Source organism: Anabaena sp. UHCC 0451 (assembly GCF_034931405.1).
Classification (GTDB): Bacteria; Cyanobacteriota; Cyanobacteriia; order Cyanobacteriales; family Nostocaceae; genus RDYJ01.
Window position 1 is genome coordinate 16,498 of record NZ_JAYGHA010000045.1, and the last position, 16,444, is coordinate 32,941.

The following is a 16,444-nucleotide window of genomic DNA, read 5'->3' on the forward strand; positions in this document are numbered from 1 at the left end:
ACCCAGGTAAAAAATCGGGTTGCTTTTTAGTGGTTACTTAATAACGTAAAAGAGCAGTAGCCAACTAAAGTGACTGAGCTTTACGTTTACCGGTGATTTCAGTAATAATGATTGGTTAATTACTGGAGTTAGAGACTCCAGATCCCCGACTTCACCAGATCAATTTATCATTTATGGACACAATAAATAAAAGAAGTCGGGGATCTTATCGCCTTACCTGAATTCTTGCTAAGGAACGAGAAATTTATCAAAGGGTTTAAAAATGATGATAGTTGTATTTAGTGGTGCTGGACTTTCGGCTGAAAGCGGCATTCCCACCTTTAGAGGTGATGGAGGACTGTGGGAAGGTTATAAAATAGAAGATGTGGCTACACCTTTGGGTTGGATGCAAAATCAAAAATTGGTCTTAGATTTTTACGCCCAAGGGTTTGAAAAAATGCAAAAATGTCAACCAAATGCTGCACATTTTGCCATTGCGGAATTAGCCAATCATTTTGATGTGGTTTGCATTACCCAAAATATTGATACTTTATTAGAAAAAGCAGGTGTAAAAGATGTTTGGCATATTCATGGGAGAATAGATTATCAAAAATGTGAATGGCATTTTGATATTCCCCCCATGTATTCAGAATGGCAATGTAATTATAAATCACCAATAAATAAACCTGTAGAATGGGGTGATTTATGTCCAAAATGTGGTAAACATTTACGTCCTGATGTGGTTTGGTTTGGGGAAGCGGTAGATATGCGAGTTGATGATTTATATAAAATTCAAAATCAGGTAGATGTGTTTATTGTGGTGGGAACTTCTGCACAAGTTTATCCTGCTGCAAATTTATTAAAGTTTTTTCAAGATGTACCTACAAAATATTTTATAGATCCTGATCCTAATTATGAGCTATTGGATGGGTTTACTGTGCTTGAGGGTAAGGCTACAAAATATTTACCAGCGTTAATAGAGTCTTTAAAGGAAGAACTTGCTTAATTTCCGAAAATCTATCTAAAAATAGTTACCAAAGGCATTTGTGTTTTAAGAAATTACTAGATATTTTAGTGGAGTGCCAACGTACTACCTGATAAAATATCTATGAACATGGATGCAATTCATATTATCTTCCCTGCTATGGTTTCTGGTCCCCTTAAAGAACCTGTACCCGTATTTTTGACAATTTTGGGGATAATGCTAATTGCACCCCTATTATTTGAAAAAATCCGGCTACCGGGGATTGTGGGGTTAATTCTCGCTGGGGTGATAGTTGGTCCGCATGGTTTGGGATTATTAGCTAGGGATAGCACTATTGTCCTCTTGGGAACTGTGGGTTTATTGTTTCTCATGTTTATGGCAGGTTTGGAAACCAGCCTAGATGACATGAAATACAACGCGGATAAGGCCGTAATATTTGGTTTACTGACATTTTCTGTGCCGATGATCTTAGGTACGGGGGCAATGTTAGCGATAGGATATGGTTTTTTACCTGCTATTTTGGTTGCTTCTTGTTTCGCTTCCCATACATTGCTGGCTTTACCGGTGGTGAGTAAATTGGGAATAATGCGATCGCAAGTTTTAACTACTACTCTTGGTGGTACATTAATCACTAATATTTTAGCCCTGTTAGTTTTAGCTGTTGTAGTGAGGGCGCATCAAGGTAATTTAACTTTGCAGTTTTGGTTATTTTTAATTCCTTCACTGATAATTTACACTTTCCTGACTCTTTGGGGTGTTCCTCGTTTGGGAAAGTGGTTTTTTAGAAAATTTGGCCATGATGAAGGGGCAGAATTTACTTTTGTTCTCGCTACTCTGTTTGTAGTTTCTTATGGGGCAGATATAGTTCAAATTGAACCGATTATTGGCGCTTTTTTAGCGGGAGTTGCTATCACCCAATTAATCCCCCATCTTAGCCCTTTAATGAATCGGATTCAATTTATTGGTAATACTCTATTTGTGCCATTTTTTCTGATTTCTGTAGGAATGTTGGTTAATCCTAGAATTCTAATTCAAGAACCAAAATCATTAATAGTATCTGGTGTGATGGTGACAGTTGCTATTATCGCTAAATATTTACCTGCTTGGGGTGCGGGTAAATTATTTGCTTTTAACCCTAATCAAATTATGGTGATGTTTGGTTTATCGGTGGCACAAGCTGCTTCTACTTTGGCAGCAATTACTGTTGCTTATAATATTAAATTGGTAGATCAATTAACAGTAAATGGAACAATTGCTATGATTTTAGTTACCTGCATTGCTTCTCCTTGGGTGACAGCAAAGTGGGGACAGAAACTCAAACCAGAAGAGACTACTACTCAAAAAAGTGCAGGGGGAAAATTAGGCGATCGCGTTTTAGTTCCTGTTGCTAACCCCAATACAGAAGATAACCTGTTACAGTTAGCAATGATATTGGCAAAATCTGCAACTGGCACTTTATTACCTCTACACATTTTAATTGAAGCAGGCGAACCAATTTCCCCTGCAGATAAAGCTAGACAAAATCAATTACTTTCTAACGCAGAAATGATCGCCCATGCAGCAGTCACCAAAGTTACAACTATTGGGAGAATTGATGAATCAATTGATAAAGGAATTGCTAGAGTAGCACAAGAAAGACAAGCTAGTGTGATAGTCTGTGGTTGGAAAGGTTACTCTACTTACCAAGAAAACTTATTTGGTGGTGTGATTGATAAAATTGTCCAACGTAGTTTTGTACCTGTTTTAGTAACTCGCTTTCCCTTACCTATTGAACATACATCTAGAGTATTTTTGGCTTTCACCACTCAACAAACCAAAGCTAGTAACTTTGCACAAAGTATTAAATTAGCTCAAACTTTAGCAACAGAATTGAAAGCCTCTTTACAACTTTTACAAGTTGTCCCCAGCAGAGGAGTAGATATTGATTTAACGGATGGGATAATATCAACAGATATACCTGTACAAAAAGTGCGGGGTAGTTTTGTTAAAGAAGTATCGCGGTTACTCAAACCTAATGATTTATTGTTGTTAAATGGGTCTGTCGCACAAAAAGGCCAGATATTTTCACTACTTGGTCATGTTCCTGAAGCGATCGCTCATAATCACCCCAAAGTTGCTATGATGATTGCTTATTTCCCACAATCTTAGGTGATGGTCAAAAGGTTTTTTGTCTGATAGCGTAGCGCAAGCCATATCAGGATGTCCAAAAAATTCACATCTGAACCATATCCTGGACATCCTTTAATCCTAGTTATCCTGATTTAGACAAATTCTAATATTTATATACCTTACAAAGAAATGGTATCAATTCTTTTACCACTGCTGATGCTGAGAAAGTAAATCTTCAACTAATCTACTTTCTAAAGGTTTTGCAAAAAAATAACCCTGTCCAAAATCACAATTTAAATCTCGTAAAAATTGCAGTTGATAAGCAGTTTCTATACCTTCTGCCACCACTTCGATTTTTAATTGTTCCGCTAAGGTAATAATTGCTTGTACTAATTCCATGTTATCACCATTTTCTTGAATTTGACTAATAAAAGAACGGTCAATTTTTAAGACATCTACAGGAAAACGATATAAATAACTTAAAGAAGAATAACCTGTACCAAAGTCATCAATACAAACTTGAATTTCGCGGCTTTTTAATGATTCTAAAATACCCTTGGCATATAGATCATGTTCAATAATAGCATTTTCAGTTATTTCTATTTTCAAACAATCATTTCTTAGCTGTGTCTTTTTTAAAATGTTCTCTATTTTTGTGATTAACTGAGTATGGGAAAAATGTTTTGGTGACAAATTAATATTTAGTGTAAAAGGATAATTAAATTTTTCTTGCCAAGAATTAATTTGCTGACAGGCTTTTTTAAATACCCACAAATCAAGTTGTAAAATTAATCCTGTTTCTTCAGCTATGGGGATAAATTCATTTGGTGTAATTAATCCCTGTTGAGGATGCTGCCATCTAATTAATGATTCAAAACCTGTTATATTACCAGTTTGTAGGTTAATAATGGGCTGATAATAAATTACGAATTCTTCTTTTTCAATTGCTAGTCTCAAATCAGTTTCTAACTTTAATCTTTTGTTAGCATCTGTATACATTTGTGGATTAAATAATTGATAACTTCCTCTGGCATTAGTTTTAGCTTGATATAATGCTATATCAGCATCGCGTAATAAATGGAAACAATTATTATAATTACTATTGCCAATGACAATACCTATACTCACATTAGTAAAAACTTCATGATCATCTAAATGAAAGGATGGTAAAAGTTCCTGGTGTATAGTTTGGGCAATATGAATAGCGTCTTGAGGGGAATTAATCTTTTCTAGTAGGATCACAAATTCATCTCCCCCAAACCGAGATAGTGTATTGCCAGGTTGTAAGCAAGATTCTAGACGACGTGCTAAGGAAATTAGTAGTTGATCACCCACTAAATGTCCTAATGAATCATTAATGATTTTGAAGCGATCGCAATCTAAAAACAAGACAGCAAAAAGATAAGATGGATGTTGTTGACAAGCATTGACAATTTGTTCTAATCGATTCATTAACCAAGTACGATTAGGTAATTCTGTCAAAGGATCATGTAAGGCCATGTGCATTAATTTTTCTTGCACTTTTTGGCGTTCGGATATTTCTTTTTCTAATTGAGTTGTGCGTTGAATAACCCGTAGTTCTAGTTCTTCATTGAGCTTTTTGATTTGTGCTTTAGCTAACTGAATTTGTAATTGATTATTAATCCTCGCTAAAACTTCTTCAAATTGAAATGGTTTAGTAATATAATCTACTCCCCCCACAGCGAAAGCTTTAACTTTATCTAAAGCTTCATCTAAAGCACTCAAAAAAATTACCGGAATATCTTTAGTTTGGGGGTCAGATTTCAGTTGTTCACAAACTTCATAACCATCCATATCTGGCATTTTAATATCTAATAAAATCAAGTCAGGATGAGCCGAATGTGCTACTCGTAATGCCATTGTTCCGTTAGTAACACTACGAACTTTATAACCTTGTTCATTTAATGTATTAGATAAAACTCGTAAATTATCAGCAATATCATCCACAATCAAAATATTAGCTTTATAGTTTTCTAGTTGAAAGGAATTCATAGGATTACTCAATTTGGGTTAAATCAATAATCTTGTCATAGCGGAAATTCTTTACCAGATCGGTGAGTGCGATCGCTAAAGGTTGTTTTTCTTGAGAAATCTCCTCTAATAATCTCATAATCCAGTCTTCGTCAGCTTCATTTGCAGCCAGATAAAGCTGTTCAATCCATTCTTTAGGCATAACTTCCAGGCTATCAGGAGTTAGGTTAATTACCGAATCTATATTTGGGTATATTTCCGAAGATTCAGATTCATAAATAAAGTTTAACCCTAAATGCTGTTGCATTTTTGCCCAAATAATTTCCTCCCGAAAGGGTTTTCTCACAAAATCATCACAGCCAGAAGATAAAATCACAGATTTTTCATTATCAAAAACACTGGCAGTTAAAGCAATAATGACAGTAGCTTGTCCGTGTAAATGAGATTTAATATATTCAGTGGCTTCATAACCATCCATTACTGGCATTCTCATATCCATCCAAATTAAATGAGGATGCCAATTCTGCCAAATTTCTATAGCTGTTTTCCCGTTGTCTGCGGCTTGTACAGCAAATCCTACCAAGCTTAATAATTTAACTAAAAGTTGGCGGCTTTCTTCTCGATCTTCAACTACTAATATGCGATAATTTGGTTGGTTGGGTGCTAATCCAATCACTTTTTTACCTAGTTGATTGACTTTAATTTCTTTAGCATCTGCTAACCGCACCGGCATAGAAAATTTAACAGTTGTTCCTTGTCCTATTTGACTACTCAGGTTAATTTTACCACCCATTAATTCTATAAATCGCCGACAAATAGCTAAACCTAAACCTGTTCCTTCATTGGATTTATGACCTGATTTCGTTTGCACAAATGGTTCAAATACACTCTCAGTTTCATCTTCAGGAATACCACAACCAGTATCTTTAATTTCAAAATAAAGAGGTAATAATGATGGGTTGTCATTAGTCATATTATTTTCATTAATAGATATCCTTAAAGTCACCTCACCTTGTTCAGTGAATTTAATGGCATTGGATAATAAATTAATTAAAATTTGTCTAATTTTATTTTCATCTGTTTGAATATAATGAGGTAAATTATCATCAATTTTTAATTTTAATTGTAATCCTTTTGATTGTGCTTTTAAGTTAAACATTTCCTCCAATGAATTTAAAAGTACCACCAAATCAAAACTGTTTTCATGAATAGCAATGCGTCCAGCATCTATTTTTGACATATCTAAAATATCATTAATTAAAGCTAACAAATGCTCACCACTGCGATTAATAATAGCTAAATTTTCTTGATGTTCTAGAGTTAATTGTTGATCTCGACTCATGATTTGTGTAAACCCTAAAATTGCATTTAGCGGTGTTCTTAACTCATGACTCATATTTGAAAGAAATTCGCTTTTAGCACGGTTAGCCGCATCTGCTAACTCTTTCGCTTGTTGTAAGGCTAACTCTGCACGTTTTCTTTCTTCAATTTCTTGCTGTAAAGCTTGGGTTCTTTCTTCAACTTTTAGTTCTAGTGTTTGGGAATAATCTTGTAATTGTTTATAAAGTTGGGCATTTTCTAAAGAAATAGCAGCTTGGGAAGTAATCATTTGCAAAATTTCCAAGCGAGCTACAGTAAAAACTCCTGACGTTAAATTATTTTCTAAATACAAAATACCGTGTAATTTACCTTGATAGAGAATAGGAGTACACAAAACCGATTTAGGTTGATAAGTACAAATATAATCATCACTATTAAAATTTTGGTTTTGACTAGCATTCTCTAATAAAAGAGGTTGTTGACTCTGGACGACATAATTAATAATAGATTTCGGTAAAATAATACAAAGAGGATGTTCTATTTTACAAATATCTTGAGAATAATGAATAAAAATTGGTGGTTGAGTAGTAGCTGGGCTGATATCTGTTGTTTCTAATGCTTGAATAAACCAATTATCATCATGTTCTGAAGCAGGGGGAAGAATTAAATAACCTACTTCTGCTCCTGCATTTTCAATCATAATTTTCATTAAATTATTTAACAAGCTTTCCAGTTGAATTTCACTAGATAAAGCTTGAGATGTTTTAATTGCACTGGTTAAATCTAATATTTTTGTATCAGTAAAAATTTTGGGAGTAGTGGTTAATTTGGATGACATAATTTCCACAGCATCTTGTTCCCAATATCCCTGATATTTTTGTCGTAAATGCTGGCATTTTCGGGTTGCACCCCAAGATTGATAAAAGTTATAAGCTGCACGTAAATACAGTCTAGCAAACTGCGGTTTACCTCGACTTATCCAAAATTCGGCTGCTAATTCATTTCCTAATGCTGCGAGATGAATTAATTGGAATTTTTCAGCCAAAGCAATTGCTGAATCATATAAATCTATGGCTATTAAATAGTTCTGAAAAACTCGATTTTTTTCTGCTAATAATAACTGATATGGTACTTGAAAGTTCTCTGGGCAATCTTTTGACCATATTTGCAATTTTTCTATACTTGTTTCAATTATTGGTAAATATTCTTGTTGATATGTCGGTGAAGTATGATGATAAAGTGCTAATAAAGTCAACGGATAATAAAAGTAATATTGAGAGATAGGAAACATAATAATTCCCTCTGATAATTCTTGAGCATAAGTCACAAAAATTTCTTGAGCGGCTTGGTAATAACCATACAAATACAGCACCTGTCCAATTAAAATTGCATACCATGTTGAACCATTAATAAAATTATTTGCTTTCCAAAATTCGATAAATTCTTGAGCGTCTAATTCTTGATGAGCAAAACTGATTTCATCAGCTGTTTTACCTTGCAAATTCAGAATAACTAATTGTAATAATTGCAATATTTTTAACATTTTCATGTCATTGGTTTGTTCAACAAACCCTATATACCCTTCTGACTCTTGAAATACTTCTAATAAATTTTTACCACAGATAAATTGTGACCAAATTAAAAATACAGTAGCCCATACTCCAAAGACAATTTCTCCATTCTCTTGACAGCATTGAATATTTTTAGCATAGAGAACAATATTGGATTGAAAAGGTTGACAATGATAATTTATATAATTACAAAAAAGATTTCTTACCTTTGGTAATAGCAGCACATCTTCAAGTTTATCTATTAAATTTAATGCTAAAGAACCGAATTGATAAGCCAGGTTATATTCTCTCTGTTCTGTTAAATACATTCCATATAAAACATAAGCAAAACTCGATTCATTACTATTACCATATTCTAAAGATAAATTGACTAAATTCAAAGCACATAATAACATTAGTTGCGAATTACCTTTATAAAAAGCAACTTCCCAAAATTCCATACAAAGCTGCATTTTTAAATGAGCTATATCTTCTGTCATTAAGGGTAAATCAATTAAGTTATGAATATCAATATCACCTAATTTTAACTGAATTTTTTGGATTTGCTCTTGGATAACATAACCTTGTTGATTAATATCTTTAGGGAAATTTAAATTGAGTTCTTTTAATAAATTTAAGCCTACTTGTAAACCTTTATTATAATCTAGTCCTTGGGTGGCTTGTAAATTTTTTAATACTGTGAATCCCTGAAGTTTATGAGTGGGCGTTTTCGCTTGATGTAAAAGCACATCAATTAGTAGTTCGGCTTGTTCGTGATTACCATTTAAATAATTAACTTCTGCTAATTCCCGATAATAATCAAACGCTAAATCATAATCATTCAGCCAAATATTTTCCGAGAGACAACTTAATCCCGTGTTTAAGTAAGATAATGCAGATGAATAAGCATGAGATGTTTTGGCTTTTTTACCTGCTTGTAAATTCAACTGAGATAATTTAAACTTTTCTAAATTCGATTGTATATAATTAATTCCCTGATTCCAATGATTAACTATGTCAAATAATTTATCTTCTAATTTCTCAGTTGGAATATTCTGTAATAATAATCGACCAATTTTCAAATGTAGTTTTTGTCTCTTATCTGCATCACTTAATAAATATACGGCTTGTTGGACACGATCATGTTGAAACTTAAATAATATATCTTCACTCTTAATATCCAAATTAGTTGATACTAACTGATATTTATTGTTTAAAGGAATAATTAAACCTTCTTGAATAGCGGGAAGTAAATCATTTAATATATTTTCAATAGAAGCTTCTGCAATACTTGAAAGATTTTGTAAATCAAAAGAACTACCAATACATGATGCTAACTGTAAAATATTCTGGTTGACTTGACTTAAATTTTGAATTTTGTTCATCATCAATTCAAGAACGTTATCAGTCATATTTTTTTGCTGAATTTCTTGAATATCCCATTCCCATCGCCTTTGTTGATAGTTGAATTCTAATAAATTTTCTGTAGAAAGTAACTTGATAAACTCAATTACGAAAAAAGGATTACCTTGGGTTTTTTCATAAATGAGATTACTTAAATCATCAATAGTATCAGGAGATGTAGAGAAGATATCAGAAGTTAACCCTTGGACATCGTTAATAGATAAATTATTTAAACTTATTTCTGTAATTCTGTCTATAATATTATTTGGTAAATCGTTTAAGGTCTTGATTAATGGATGATTTTCATCAACCTCATTATGTCGATAAGCACCAATCAATAGTAAATTATGGATTTCTGGGGACTCCATTAATTTTATGATTAGACGACAAGAAGCTAAATCAGCCCATTGTAAATCGTCTAAAAACAATACCAAGAATTTCCCTGATTCCACAAGGACTTTAAGAAAATTTTCAAAGACTAAATGAAAACGATGACTTGATTCATTGACTCCAACATTAACCAGTGGAGGTTGTTGGCCAATAATTAATTCTAAATTAGGAATTAAATCAATTAAAATTTGTCCATTATGTCCTAGAGCATTTAAGATTTTCTCTCGCCATTGTTGTAAAAATATGTCATTTTCTGAGAGTAAATAATTGCAAAATTTATTAAAGGCTTGCGTCAAAGCAGAGTAGGGAATATTTTGTTGATACTGATCATATTTCCCAGAAATAAATAATCCACCTTGATTGAGAGTCGGTTGATAAATTTCCCGCACTAAACTTGATTTACCTACACCGGAGTACCCTTTAATTAAAATTAATTCACTACTGGATTTTTTTTCAATAATCCGTTGCAAACATGATAATATTTTCTTTGTGTGTTGTTGACGATTATATAATTTTGTGGGAATAGTTAAACGAGTAAAAATATCTTGTTTTCCTAAAGGAAAAGAAATAATAGTTGTATGATTATGTAACTGATGCAAACATTCTGATAAATCTACTTTTAATCCATAAGCTGACTGATAGCGTTCTTCTGCATTTTTCGCCATCAATTTCAGGATAATATCACAGAGGACAACAGGAATAGTAGGAGAGAGAAGATGGGGAGATACAGCTTGTTTAGCAAGATGGGAATGAATTAGTGATAAGGTATCGTTGCTAGTAAAGGGCAGTTTTCCTGTTAATAACTCATAAAACGTAATCCCCAATGAATAAAAATCACTGCGATAATCAAGAGTGCGATTTATTCTTCCTGTTTGTTCAGGAGAAATATAAGGAATTGTTCCTTCAATGAGATTGAGATGAGAGGGGTTATAATATTGATTATCTTGCACAAAGTCACTAGAAATACCAAAGTCAATTAATTTAAGTTGCTGGGTTTGAGGATTATAAATAATATTGCCAGGATTAATGTCTTTATGAATAATATTTACTGTGTGAATCTCTTCTACCGCAGAGGTAATTTTAATAGCTAGTTTTAAAAAATCAATTGGATTTAATTTGCCGGCAATTTTTAGCTGGCTTAAAGAAGTACCTCCACAGTCTTCTAAAATCATGACTAAACAATGGGGATGTGTTTCTAAACCGTAGGCTTTGATAACTCTAGATAAGTTTAATTTGTGGATGACTTCATATTCTCTTTTAAACCATGCTAGTCTTTCTGCGGAAGCATGAATATCTTGAAGAATTTTGAGTATAACAGTTTGTTGGTCAAGATTACGATAAGCCCGATAAACTAATGAATTATAGCTTTCATAGATTTTATTGATGATTGTATAGCCTGTTAATTTTAACATGGTCTAGCTTTAAATGAGTTTTTATTCATGGATTATATAGCAATCTGATTGAGCTAACTGATAGCTGTAATATCTCATATTGGAAATTTCGTTTCAATTATATGCAAATATATGTAAAAATTCAGCGTCAAGAATAGAACAGTTCTGTGGTAATCTCTGCACAAGAGTCAGGGTGTCTGATCTGACTATCAAAAATCTTCAGAAATATTAATAAAATATAAAAATATTATTTTTGTGACTTAAACTACAGTTTTTCTGTGTTTGTAACGGTTGAATACAAGTATACCTTATTTTTAAAACACGAGGATAAACCAGCTTATCTCAAAGATTACACTATAGGGATCACCACAAATACAAAGAAAAGTCACAACTAAAGTAAATTTATATATCTAAAGTGTGACGACTAAAAATATTTAGACTAAGATAATGAGTGAGAATTACAAATTTTTTTTACATTGTTTAACTTTTAGTTAAAAATAATAGCCAACCTTGTGGCTGAAAATATAGACAGGCTAGAGTTTCAAGTTTTTTCAAAAAATTATTTAATCCAGGGGTTTTAAAATGCAAACATCACAAAAAATTCATTGCCCAAATTGTGGCAGTGCGGCTGAACGTCACTATATTTCTGATAGTCAGGTTACAAGAACACAATGTCCAACTTGTGATTACCTGATGATTACCTGTACTCGCACTGGTAAAGTAATTGAAGCTTATGCACCAGGCATTTATGCCAGAAGGTAGATAGGGGACTGGGGACTGGGGAATGGGGGAAGCAGGGGAAGCAGGGGAACGCAGGGGAAGATTAATCACCTAATTACCAATTACCCATTACCCATTACCCATTACCCATTACCAATTACCTTTTACTTGTTCTTAGTTGTCCACAAGCAGCATCTGCTTCTAAACCGCGAGAATATCTGACGCTAACAGCGGTGTTTTGTTCTTGGAGAATATTAACAAATGCTTGTATTCTATCGCGGTTTGGTCTTTTGTAATCTACTTCCTCGATGGGGTTATAAGGGATTAAATTGACATGACTTTGAAAACCACGCAGACGTTTGGATAATTCTAAAGCGTGTTCTGGTAAATCGTTGACTCCAGCGAGGAGAATATATTCAAAACTCACCCTGCGTCCAGTGATTTCTACATATTCTCGACATTCTGCGAGTAAGTCTTCTATGGGGTAGGGTTTTGCACTGGGTATGAGTTGTTCTCGGAGTGCTTGGTTAGGTGCGTGAAGACTAACAGCGAGAGTAATTTGCAGATGATGTTCGGCTAGTTGACGAATGCGATCGCGAATACCTACAGTAGAAACTGTAAGCGATCGCTGTCCGATTCCCACATCTTGATTTAAACATTTCAGCGCCAAAAGCACATTTTCTGTATTCAACAACGGTTCACCCAACCCCATAAACACCACATTACTAACTCGTTGCTGAAAATCTTCCTGTACAGTTAATACTTGATCAACAATTTCTGCGCGGTTAAGATTACGTTTATATCCTCCCTTACCCGTTGCACAGAAATCACAAGCCATTGGACATCCCACTTGGGTAGAAACACAGACAGTCAACCGCTTATCACTGGGAATACCAACAGTTTCAATAATTTCTCCATCTGCTAATTTGAGCAGATATTTTACCGTATCATCAGGGGCAACAGAACGGTAATCTAAAGATGAACGACCTATAGGAATATCTGTAACTGTTTCCCGCCAATTTTTCGGAAATACAGAAATATCCGCCAAATTACGTACACCTTTATCATATATCCAATTATGTAATTGCTTCCCCCGATATCCAGGTTGTCCCTGTTTTTGTACCCAAGCAGTTAACTCCTCTACCGAAGCACCGAGAAGAGGGGGAATGAGTTCAGATTGTGTAGTGTTAGGTAAATTTACCGCAGATAAAAGGGGTGTAGCAGACATAAAAAACCATTAGTTAATCCTGGATCTCTATCCTACACTAAGAATTTCAGAATCAGATCCCCAAACTCTTAGAGAAGTTGCGATCGTAGCACAGGCTTAGAGGATGTTTGAAAAATCTAATTTTACCCTACTTACAAGCGATATTTCCCAACATTGCAGTTAAGTTTTATTTACCAATTATGGTTTTCTGACATGAGCTTGGATGCCTTTTGCTTTGAGCATCTGCAACTTTTGATTTGCTTCCTCTTTAGTTTTTGAAACACCCAGATAAATATACTTTTGTCCATCTGATAGATAAGCATCAGGAATCACTTTCTGCGCCGCAGCTAAAGCGCCATCGCCTTGATTATCAGCCACTAAATAGTAGAACCCATCAGCGGATGGTTTGATTTCTGTATCCAGTCCTGGTAAGGTTTCCTTGGGGTTTGGTGTGATACTAGGAACTGGAGTTAAGGGAAGAACAGAATTTATTGGTGTTTCCATGGCTATGGGTTGGGGAATAACTGTTGGAGTGGGTTTAACTTTAGGTCTTAAACCCACTACATCATTAGGATCTTTAACCTCTGGAAACTCACGAGCAGCCAAGTTAGGATATTTGGGTATGGAAGTGATTGCTGGTGGCGCTATAGGTGGAGAATTTTTCTCAGCTACTCCAGTATTTTCCACATTTGATGAAGAATTACGGTTAAATAATTTACCTAAATTTAATTGCGGTAAAGTTTGGGGATTAAATACCACATAGCCTAATGTCAAACTAGCCAACAGCAGCAACAACATAGAACCAATACCCAACGGCGACAGTAGACTATCGTTAGAACCGCTTAATTTTTTGGTTTGTGGTTGTTCTTCATTGAGACTTCGCAGTAGTGCTTCACTCGATTCTAAATAATCATCTGGGTGTTTGGGAGGATCATTTGCGGGGATGAGAGTTTCGCTTTCAGCAGCCTTCACCTTTGTCGGGACTATGCTACTGATAGAGTTTAGGAGTGGTGGAGTTGATGTTTGATCAGGCTGTTGATCAGAAGATAGTTGAACAGGATTTATTTGCTCTTGTTTTTTAACTTGTAAGGCTGGATTTTCTGGAGGAATTGGGTTAGTGTTAACGTCTGGCAAAGATGGTTGAGTTTTTTCCCATGTCTGGGTGATGGTATTTAACTGTTGGGTCTGATGAGAACCGTAATTTTTTACACTAACTTGTTGGGGTTGTCTGACTCCATTACGTGTGCGCCGGTATCTAGTTAACTCTTGATCTAGCTGTACTTCTAAACTTCCTAGTGCTGTGGCTAGTGCTGGCTTTAAGCTAGAAGTTTTAGAAGACTGAGTACCAGAATCGATGATAGAATTTTGACTCATTGCCACAATGCCTTAAACGTGATCCTGCTGGATGAATTTTGTTACCTTGTATTATAAGTTCCAGATCCAAGCTAAATTTTTGCTTTATTAAAAAAATGTCATTTAAATCAGTTAATAATATTTTAAACATTCTTAAACTAGAAGCTAAATGGCAGGAACAACCTTTTCAACTCTTACTAAACTGTTGGCCAGAAGTGGTTGGTGTGAAGGTTGCCGCACAAACCCGTCCCTTATCAATTCAGCGTGATGTTTTGTGGGTAGCAACTGCTAGTGCAGCTTGGGCGCAAAATTTGACTTTTGGGCGCAAAACCATAGTTTTAAAGTTAAATCAAAAGTTAGATCAAAAGCTACCTACACCTTTGATAGATATTCGGTTTTCAACTGCTGAGTGGAAGCGATCGCCATTACCAGCAAATCAGCAAATAATTTTGTCACCGCAAGAACACCCCAGTTACTTGGGTAAAAGTATCTCTGAGTCTCAACTTAAATCCACTACTACGAAAAATGCTCAGGTAGTTTTTGAAGACTGGGCTATAACTATACAAGAGCGATCGCACAACTTACCCCTTTGTCCCCAGTGTCAATGTCCATCCCCACCTGGTGAACTTCAACGCTGGGGTGTTTGTTCACCCTGTGCAGCTAAGTCCGTAATGCCTCCCATTTCCTGAAATTCACTACATCAACAAAGATATTCAGGTTTGTAAAGGACGAGTTGTAAACATTGGGTAAATCTAAAACTAGAGCCTTAACCTTGATCCCCAATAGGTTTTAGGCAAAAACAAGTATGTGGTTACTCTAGCAATCATTTACAAATATAACGAGATTATAAAAATATAATAAACTTTTTTTTTGATAAAAATAGCTAGAACCCTGATAGTATAATCACTTTTTGGCTTTTATACCGATTTTGTCATAGAAGCAAAATATAAGTGTGATAAGTAACCCTAAATCGCACTCAAGATGAACGCTCATGAAACCAATTAACTCTGTAACATCCGCCTGTAAATACTGCCGTCATTACCAACCAGAAGGTCGTCGTGGTGGTATGTGTCAACAGTTGAGCGCACCGGTACAAGCGGGTTGGAAAGCTTGTTCTTTAGCGATCCCCGCCTTTGCACCTTCATGGGAATCTTTAGAAGATGCTTGGAGTTTACCAGTAGCAAAACCAATGTTACCAGTTGCTGCTACACTAAATTCCGAAAATTCCAATTTAGAAAATCTCACACTTACACCAGTTGCAGAAATATCGGCCTGCTCATTACCAGAGATAAAAACCAAAGCCTTAGTTATTTAACTGCCAGTTATTAATTTAAAAAGTTTTTTTGTCTACGTGAAAACAGCTAAATATAAAATTTGCCTTTAGCATTAGTTAGCTTTTTGTATCGAATCCCCAATCACTTATCACCCAATCTTCCTTTAATTTCTATCAAATCACGCTCAATGAATTTATAGTGCGCTTCGATATCTTGAAAAATGTTTGTCAGGTTCAGTAATAACTGCTCCTGATTTTTTTTAAGGTGCATAAACTCTCGTTCGGCTGCATATTGTTTTTTTTGGTTTCCAGCGTAGTGATTTAGTAGCCAGATTAAATTGCTTCCTAATGTTAAAATCAAAGTGATAATTAGGGCAGAATTTGATAAATTCATGGCACAACCTACAACTTCAGATCTGTTTGACAATGAAACGACACTTATTAATAGTGCTGTTTATGATGCTGTTTCAACATCATTGACAATTACATTTAGTCAAAATGTTTCACCACTGCAAGCTTTTGCAGCTATAGTTCAAAGTGGACACAAATGGTTGCTTGCTAATACTGATTTAACTGTCAACGCTTCCGCAAATCAGCCAAATACTAATAGCACCTCAAGAAATGGTGAAAACAAAGAACAAACTTCTTTAAGTTGTGTGTTCTATACCCCAATGCCAGATGTAACTTTTGATCCGACACTATTATGAATCGAGTAGTTAAAATGACAGGATTGTATACTGCTACGGTTACATTCCCTGACACACCGGACAG

At 34.7% G+C, this 16,444-nt stretch carries 11 protein-coding genes; 6 read left to right on the forward strand and 5 right to left on the reverse strand.

Features of this window, described 5'->3' with window-relative positions:
- Window positions 1–262: 262 nt before the first annotated feature.
- Window positions 263–985: an SIR2 family NAD-dependent protein deacylase gene (locus VB694_RS23210; RefSeq protein ID WP_323362706.1), complete on the forward strand. Its 723-nt coding sequence runs from the start codon at window positions 263–265 to the stop codon at window positions 983–985.
- Window positions 986–1,087: 102 nt separating this feature from the next.
- On the forward strand, window positions 1,088–3,112 hold the full coding sequence (locus tag VB694_RS23215) for a cation:proton antiporter (RefSeq protein WP_323362707.1): 2,025 nt from the start codon (window positions 1,088–1,090) through the stop codon (window positions 3,110–3,112).
- Between the two features lie 165 nt (window positions 3,113–3,277).
- On the opposite strand, the gene VB694_RS23220 is transcribed toward VB694_RS23215, so the two are convergent.
- Window positions 3,278–5,086, reverse strand: a complete 1,809-nt coding sequence (locus VB694_RS23220; protein WP_323362708.1) for an EAL domain-containing protein — start codon at window positions 5,084–5,086, stop codon at window positions 3,278–3,280.
- Between the two features lie 4 nt (window positions 5,087–5,090).
- The gene (locus VB694_RS23225; protein WP_323362709.1) at window positions 5,091–11,141 is read right to left on the reverse strand and encodes a protein kinase domain-containing protein; all 6,051 of its coding nucleotides are present in this window, start codon (window positions 11,139–11,141) and stop codon (window positions 5,091–5,093) included.
- Window positions 11,142–11,702: 561 nt separating this feature from the next.
- Between VB694_RS23225 and VB694_RS23230 the strand changes: the two genes are divergently transcribed.
- Entirely contained in the window at window positions 11,703–11,882 is a 180-nt protein-coding gene (locus VB694_RS23230) for a replication restart DNA helicase PriA (protein WP_323362710.1), read from the forward strand.
- Window positions 11,883–11,997: 115 nt separating this feature from the next.
- Here VB694_RS23230 and rlmN read toward each other — a convergent pair whose 3' ends face one another.
- A complete protein-coding gene (gene rlmN, locus VB694_RS23235) occupies window positions 11,998–13,068 on the reverse strand; it encodes a 23S rRNA (adenine(2503)-C(2))-methyltransferase RlmN (RefSeq protein ID WP_323362711.1) in 1,071 nt (356 codons plus the stop codon).
- A 177-nt stretch (window positions 13,069–13,245) separates the two neighbouring features.
- Window positions 13,246–14,421, reverse strand: coding sequence for a hypothetical protein (locus tag VB694_RS23240; protein ID WP_323362712.1), 1,176 nt, complete (start codon window positions 14,419–14,421; stop codon window positions 13,246–13,248).
- A gap of 95 nt (window positions 14,422–14,516) precedes the next feature.
- Between VB694_RS23240 and VB694_RS23245 the strand changes: the two genes are divergently transcribed.
- Window positions 14,517–15,089, forward strand: coding sequence for a DUF721 domain-containing protein (locus VB694_RS23245; protein ID WP_323362713.1), 573 nt, complete (start codon window positions 14,517–14,519; stop codon window positions 15,087–15,089).
- A 302-nt stretch (window positions 15,090–15,391) separates the two neighbouring features.
- Window positions 15,392–15,715 (forward strand): hypothetical protein, encoded by a 324-nt coding sequence (locus VB694_RS23250; protein WP_323362714.1) that lies wholly within the window; start codon window positions 15,392–15,394, stop codon window positions 15,713–15,715.
- A gap of 100 nt (window positions 15,716–15,815) precedes the next feature.
- Here VB694_RS23250 and VB694_RS23255 read toward each other — a convergent pair whose 3' ends face one another.
- Window positions 15,816–16,067: a hypothetical protein gene (locus tag VB694_RS23255; protein ID WP_323362715.1), complete on the reverse strand. Its 252-nt coding sequence runs from the start codon at window positions 16,065–16,067 to the stop codon at window positions 15,816–15,818.
- Here VB694_RS23255 and VB694_RS23260 point away from each other — a divergent pair.
- Window positions 16,066–16,380 (forward strand): hypothetical protein, encoded by a 315-nt coding sequence (locus tag VB694_RS23260; RefSeq protein ID WP_323362716.1) that lies wholly within the window; start codon window positions 16,066–16,068, stop codon window positions 16,378–16,380. The two genes, VB694_RS23255 and VB694_RS23260, sit on opposite strands and share 2 nt — an antisense overlap.
- Window positions 16,381–16,444: the final 64 nt, after the last annotated feature.

Excerpts from the sequence above, each read along its gene's own strand:
- VB694_RS23210 (WP_323362706.1), top strand. The coding sequence starts at position 263 with ATGATGATAGTTGTATTTAGTGGTGCTGGACTTTCGGCTGAAAGCGGC.
- VB694_RS23215 (WP_323362707.1), top strand. The coding sequence starts at position 1,088 with ATGAACATGGATGCAATTCATATTATCTTCCCTGCTATGGTTTCTGGT.
- VB694_RS23220 (WP_323362708.1), bottom strand. The coding sequence starts at position 5,086 with ATGAATTCCTTTCAACTAGAAAACTATAAAGCTAATATTTTGATTGTG.
- VB694_RS23225 (WP_323362709.1), bottom strand. The coding sequence starts at position 11,141 with ATGTTAAAATTAACAGGCTATACAATCATCAATAAAATCTATGAAAGC.
- VB694_RS23230 (WP_323362710.1), top strand. The coding sequence starts at position 11,703 with ATGCAAACATCACAAAAAATTCATTGCCCAAATTGTGGCAGTGCGGCT.
- rlmN (WP_323362711.1), bottom strand. The coding sequence starts at position 13,068 with ATGTCTGCTACACCCCTTTTATCTGCGGTAAATTTACCTAACACTACA.
- VB694_RS23240 (WP_323362712.1), bottom strand. The coding sequence starts at position 14,421 with ATGAGTCAAAATTCTATCATCGATTCTGGTACTCAGTCTTCTAAAACT.
- VB694_RS23245 (WP_323362713.1), top strand. The coding sequence starts at position 14,517 with ATGTCATTTAAATCAGTTAATAATATTTTAAACATTCTTAAACTAGAA.
- VB694_RS23250 (WP_323362714.1), top strand. The coding sequence starts at position 15,392 with ATGAAACCAATTAACTCTGTAACATCCGCCTGTAAATACTGCCGTCAT.
- VB694_RS23260 (WP_323362716.1), top strand. The coding sequence starts at position 16,066 with ATGGCACAACCTACAACTTCAGATCTGTTTGACAATGAAACGACACTT.
- VB694_RS23255 (WP_323362715.1), bottom strand. The coding sequence starts at position 16,067 with ATGAATTTATCAAATTCTGCCCTAATTATCACTTTGATTTTAACATTA.